2 protein-coding genes are annotated in these 6,606 nt (G+C 43.3%); both read left to right on the forward strand.

All coding sequences use genetic code 11. From position 1 onward, the window contains the following. Positions 1-9 precede the first annotated feature (9 nt). A complete protein-coding gene (locus QUA80_RS11840) occupies positions 10-6,168 on the forward strand; it encodes an AAA family ATPase (protein ID WP_333424330.1) in 6,159 nt (2,052 codons plus the stop codon). Beyond that, on the forward strand, positions 6,149-6,412 hold the full coding sequence (locus QUA80_RS11845; protein WP_333424332.1) for a hypothetical protein: 264 nt from the start codon (positions 6,149-6,151) through the stop codon (positions 6,410-6,412). The genes QUA80_RS11840 and QUA80_RS11845 overlap by 20 nt, the downstream gene beginning before the upstream one ends. Positions 6,413-6,606 lie beyond the last annotated feature (194 nt).

Genomic DNA, 6,606 nt, shown 5'->3' on the forward strand with positions numbered 1-6,606 from the left:
AAAATCAATATGCTCTCGATTCCAGGCGTTGCGGCTGTGGCGGTTCTTTACGAAAGTGTCAACTCTCTGGTTTACCGGGCGATTCGGGAAGCAGATAACCAGCCAATTATCCTCAAACTTCTCAAAGAAAGCTACCCCACACCTCAAGAATTGGTGCGCTACCGCACCGAATACCGCATCACCCAAGAGTTGAAAGAGGCGGGAGTAGTGCGAGTCTATGACTTGCAAAAATACCAAAACAGCCTCGTGATGTTTGTAGAGGACTTTGGCGGCGAATCCTTGACTATTTGGATGCAGCAGCGCTCCTTTACTCTAGAAGAATTTTTACAAATTGCGATCGCCACCACTGAAATTTTAGGGCAAATTCACAGCGCCAACATCATCCACAAAGATATTAACCCCTCCAATATTGTTTACAACCCGGAAACAGAACAATTAAAAATTATTGACTTTGGCATTTCCACTCAGCTAAGCCGAGAAACACCGATACTGAAAAACCCCGGCATTCTGGAAGGAACCCTCGCTTACATCTCGCCGGAACAAACTGGCAGGATGAACCGCGCTCTCGATTACCGCACAGACTTTTACTCCCTCGGCGTCACCTTCTACGAGTTGCTGACAGGAAAACTGCCTTTTGATACAGAAGATGCTTTAGAGCTAGTTCACTGCCACATTGCCAGACAACCAGTTCCCCCGCACGAAATCGAGCCAGTAATTCCCCTAATTGTCTCGCAACTTGTCAGTAAATTGATGGCAAAGAATGCCGAAAATCGCTATCAAACAGCCTTGGGAATCAAGCAGGATTTAGAAACTTGTCTTTTTCAATTACAAGCAACAGGTAATATAGAGACGTTTGCCTTGGGAACGCGGGATATTACCGACCGTTTCCTGATTCCCGAAAAGTTATACGGGAGAGAAAGTGAAGTCGATAATCTATTAGCGGCTTTTGAACGAGTCAGTACAGGTAGCGCCGAAATGATGCTAGTCGCTGGCTTATCGGGCATTGGTAAAACCGCAGTAGTGAACGAAGTCCACAAGCCAATCGCCAGACAGCGCGGCTATTTTATCAAAGGCAAATACGACCAATTTGGGCGCAATATTCCTTTCTCTGCATTTGTGCAAGCATTTCGGGAATTGATGGGGCAATTATTATCACAAAGTGACGCTCAATTACAAACCTGGAAGACCAATATTCTGACAGCATTGGGCGATAGCGGGCAAGTGCTGATTGAGGTGATTCCTGAGTTAGAACGCATTATTGGCGCTCAACCTCTAGCACTAGAATTATCCGGTATTGCTGCCCAAAATCGCTTTAATCTGCTGATGCAAAAGTTTGTGCAAGTATTTACTACTGTCGAACATCCCTTAGTGATATTTTTGGATGATTTACAGTGGGCGGATTCAGCATCGCTGAAATTGTTACAACTATTGATGGAAAATACAGGGAATCTATTGGTGTTGGGTGCTTATCGGGATAATGAAGTGTCACCTACTCATCCGTTTATGTTAACAGTGGATGAGATTGTGAAGTCTGGGGCAGCGGTGAATACGATTAACCTGCAACCGTTGAGTTTAGGAGATCTCAATCAGTTGGTAGCAGATACGCTGATTTGCGATTTATCTTTGGCTCAACCCTTGACCGAATTGGTTTATGAAAAAACTAAAGGTAATCCCTTTTTCTCAACTCAATTCCTCAAGGCGTTGCATGAAGATGGGCTGATTATTTTTGACCGCCCTGTGTCCCCCACCCCCCTTTCATCCTCCCTTACCAAGGGGGGACAGAGGGGGGTACAAGGGGGGTGGCAGTGCGATATTGCTCAAGTTAAATTTGCCGACTCCTCGGATGTGGTGGAGTTTATGGCGGTGCAATTGCAGAAGTTGCCCAAAGAAACTCAGGATGTTCTAAAATTGGCGGCTTGCATTGGGGCGCAGTTTGATTTAGATACATTAGCAGTAGTCAGCGAAGAAGTAGCCGAACCAACGGCATCAGCGCTATGGAAAGCTTTGCTTGAAGGACTCATTTTAGTCAGTGCAGAAGGCTATAACTTCATTCAAGCAGATGCTCAATCCCCGAATCAGTTTGTTGCTAATCCCACTTATAAGTTTCTGCACGATCGCGTCCAGCAAGCGGCTTATTCATTGATTCCCGACGACCAAAAACAAGCCACTCATCTCAAAATTGGACAGTTACTGCTACAAAATTTCTCGGATATTGAAAGAGAAGAAAAAATCTTTGATATTGTGGGGCATTTAAATCAAGGAATTGAGTTAATCAATCAATTAAGCGAACGAGAAGCCTTAGCCAAACTCAACTTAGAAGCTGGACGTAAGGCAAGAAGTTCTACCGCCTACGCAGCCGCCATGGTCTATCTGCAAACAGGGATTGAGCTACTGAGGGCCAACTGCTGGCAAAGTCAGTATGAGTTGACCCTGAATCTCTATATTGGTGCTACCGAAGCCGCCTATTTGAATGCTGATATTGAGGGTATGGAACAGATGGCAGCACAGGTATTGCACAATGCTCAGACGATTTTAGACAAAATTAAAATTTACGAAATTTCAATAGCCGCCCAGACAGCTCAGGGCAAGCTGTTGGAAGCGATCGCCGTCGGTAGAGAGGCCCTGCGACTATTGGGAATCGATCTCCCCACCGAACCTGACGGAGCCTTGATTGGCAAAGCGCTACAAACCCTGAAGAGCCAGCTCCACGAGAAACAGATTGATGAACTGGCGGACCTGCCTTTGATGACAAATCCCCAGACTCAAGCAGCCATGCAACTGTTAAGAATGTTACCGACACCGATTTTCATGGGAATGCCCGGTTTGCTGCCCCTACTTAGCTCGACAATGGTTAGTTTATCGCTCTCCTTTGGGAATGGACCCGCATCAAGCGTGGGGTATGCAATTCACGGTATAGTGTTGTGTGGTTTTTTGGGAGAGGTAGAAACAGGCTATCGCTTTGGTCGATTGGCACTAAGCTTGCTGGAGGGGTTCACTTCAGGGGAATTCAATTCCATCATTCTGATGATGTTTGGGGCTTTGATACAGCATCATCAGGAAGCTATGAGAGCCGCGATATTAACGCTGAAAGATGGCTATACGGTTGGGATGGAAATTGGCGATTTTGGTAACGCTGGCTACAGCATAATCAATTACTTTCACACCAACTTTTTAGGTGGGGTAGAACTAGAGAGTTGGGAACCTGAACTAGCAGATTACAGCACTGCCTTGGCTCTGGTGAAGCAGTATTCTGCTAAGGATTCTTTGGATATGACACGGCAGACGGTGCAGAACTTGACTGAAGCCGTTAGTCAACCGGATTGCTTAATGGGAACTGCCTACGATGAAACAGTGATGCTTCCTAAGCACCATCAGGATAATGAACTCAGTGCGATCGCTCTTGTCTACATTTACAAACTGCTGCTTGCCTACTCGTGGGGCAATTATCCGGCTGCCTTAAACCATATTTGCCAAGTCAAGCCGTATTTGATGGCATTATCGGGATTGGTTTTTGTTCCCGCTTTCCATTTTTATGCAGCTCTGACGCACTTGGCACTCTTCCCTACACAGCCAGAAACCCAGCAAGCTGAAATTATTACTCAGGCGGAAGCCCATCAAACGACTCTGCAACAGTGGGCGCAAAATGCTCCCATGAATCATCTGCATAAATCGTATTTAGTTGAGGCCGAAAAACATCGCGTTTTGGGCAATAAAGCTGAGGCGATTGAAATGTACGATCGCGCCATTTCTGAAGCTAAAGAAAATCAATTCCTCAACGAAGAAGCCCTTGCCAACGAACTAGCAGCCAAATTTTATCTAGAATGGGATAAAGAAAAATTTGCCCAACTCTACATGATTGAGGCGTATTATTGTTATATCCAATGGGGAGCCACTGCTAAGGTAAAAGATTTAGAAACGCGCTATCCACAGTTATTAAAACCCATACAACGGAAAAATAAAAACACTAAAACTACGGCAAGAGTGACGACAACTGGTTCGGAATCTAACTTAGATATCACCACAGTCATGAAGGCAACGAGCGCAATTTCCGACGAAATCTTACTAGATAAGCTACTGTCCAGATTGATGAAGATTTTGATGGAAAGTGCAGGGGCACATAGAGGATATCTAATTTTATCAAGCCAGGAAAAGCTGTTAATTGAAGCTGAAGGCACAATAAATTCCCAACAAGTGACCGTGTTGCAGTCAATCCCCGTTGAAGATTGTCAAGAACTTTCCTCCGCAATTGTCAATTATGTAGCCCGCACTCAAGAAACCGTGGTACTAGATGATGCTGCCCGATCGGGACAATTTACCAACGACCCCTACATCCAAAAAAATCAGCCCAAATCAATTTTATGCGTGCCGCTGATTAACCAATCTCAAATCGTCAGTATTGTTTATCTAGAAAACAATTTGACCGCCGGAGCTTTTACCCCAGAAAGAGTGGAACTATTAAAAGTGTTATCTGGACAGGTAGCTATCTCGATTCAAAATTCTAAACTCTATACAGAAGTACGCGAAAGTGAGAACAGACTGGCTCAATTTTTAGAAGCAATTCCAGTAGGTGTGACAGTGCTGGATGCTTCTGGCAAACCTTACTATAGTAATCGCGTTGCTATTCAATTAACAGGTAAAGGAGTTATTCCTGAAGTCACCAGCGAGCAAATACCCGAGGTTTATCAACTCTATCAAGCTGGAACACAGCAGGAATATCCCTCGGCAGAATTGCCTGGCGTGCGGGCGTTGAGGGGCGAAAGTGCCACCGCTGACGATATGGAAATCCACCAAGGCAACAAAATTATTCCGATCGAGGCTTGGGGTACTCCTATCTATGATGAAAAGGACAATATTTCTTATGCAATTGTAGCCTTTCAAGATATCACGGAGCGTAAAAAAGCCGAAACAGAGCAGATCAGGTTTACCAATGAACTGTTCCAACTCAACCAAGCTTACGAGCGTTTCGTTCCCAATCAATTCCTCCATTTTTTAGAAAAATCAAGCATTGTCGATGTCGAATTGGGCGACCAAGTGCAGTTGGAAATGTCGGTGCTATTTTCCGACATTCGCGACTTTACTACGCTTTCGGAAAGTATGACACCGGAGGACAATTTTCAGTTTATTAATGCTTATTTATCTCGGATGGAATCGGCGATTATTGAAAATAATGGCTTTATTGATAAATATATTGGTGATGCGATTATGGCGCTATTTAGCGGTAATGCTGATAATGCAGTAAATGCCAGTATTGCCATGGTGCATCAACTTCAACTCTACAATCAAGAGCGGGTTAATTCTGGTTATGTCCCGATTAAGATTGGCATTGGCATTAATACAGGAAATTTAATGTTAGGCACGGTGGGCGGGCCAAATCGCATGGACACGACGGTAATTAGTGATGCGGTGAATTTAGCTTCTCGTGTGGAAGGATTAACAAAAACTTATGGTGTTGCTTTACTGATTACAGAGCAGACTTTTAACAAATTAGCTAATCCTAACAATTATGCTATGCGGATGATTGCTCAAGTTAGTGTTAAGGGAAAAGTAAACTTATCTACAATTTATGAAGTTTTTGATGCAGATATTCCTGAAACAAAGCGAGGTAAATTAACAACAAAAAATTTATTCGATCGAGGTTTGAGCTTATACCGCCAACAAAAATTTATCGAAGCTACAGAATTTTTTGTTCAATGTTTAAGCTTCTGCCCTTCGGATCGAGTTGCTCAAATTTATTTGGAGTGGTGTGAACAAAAAACTATCACTTTAAATATCGAGCTATTAGAGAGAACTTTAGCATTAGTTCAACCTCGATCTGAGGAATTTGTCAGTCACTTTTATGAAATACTTTTTGATAGTTCTTCTCAGATTAAAAGTCTTTTTATGAATACAAAAATGGAACAGCAAAAAGAAAAGCTTTGGCAAAGCTTAGAAATAATTATTGAAAATTTACGGAAACCTCAGTTAATTAATGTTTTTGCTAAAGGATTAGGTGCAACTCATGCCAAATATGGCGTTTCAGTAGAACATTATCCTGTTGTGGCCAATGCACTCATTCAAGCCCTGAAGGCGCAGATGGGTTTAGAGTGGACACCTAAAACTGAAAAAGCTTGGGTAGAGGCTTATACAATTATTCAGTCAGCTATGATTGATGGAATGGCTGTTATGTGACCTGGATGAGGTGTTTGATGTTGACCCACTAGAAATCAAAACGGGCAAGTTAGCTACACTGGAATTGTTTGCCGAAGCCTTGGCAATTTACTCGGAAGGGAAGTTAGCTAAAGCGGGGCGGTTGTTTGCCGAGTGTTGGCGTCAGAATCCGGGCGATGCGGTCGCTAAAATTTACTGGGAACGCTGTCAGTCTACTTTAAGAAATCGTACAAAAATTAAAGACAGGCCACACAATTTAGATTAATCATAAAAGTCCCAAACTCGATCGCTACATTGTTGGAGGGGGAGATCATTTTCATTGTCTCATTCTTCAGGTTTAGCGATTTTGCCTGTTCAGGTGTAGTGCATCGCCTTAAGTTTTATACCATTTTTCTAAAGTTATGCTAGAGTTACCTGAAAAGTAAAGGAGAATATTAAAATGTCTGGGCGTCCTCATAT

Source organism: Microcoleus sp. F4-D5 (assembly GCF_036704885.1).
Classification (GTDB): domain Bacteria; phylum Cyanobacteriota; class Cyanobacteriia; order Cyanobacteriales; family Microcoleaceae; genus Microcoleus.

Bases quoted from the DNA above. Each gene is read 5' to 3' on its own strand.
- QUA80_RS11840 (WP_333424330.1), top strand. From the start codon at position 10: ATGCTCTCGATTCCAGGCGTTGCGGCTGTGGCGGTTCTTTACGAAAGT.
- QUA80_RS11845 (WP_333424332.1), top strand. From the start codon at position 6,149: ATGGAATGGCTGTTATGTGACCTGGATGAGGTGTTTGATGTTGACCCA.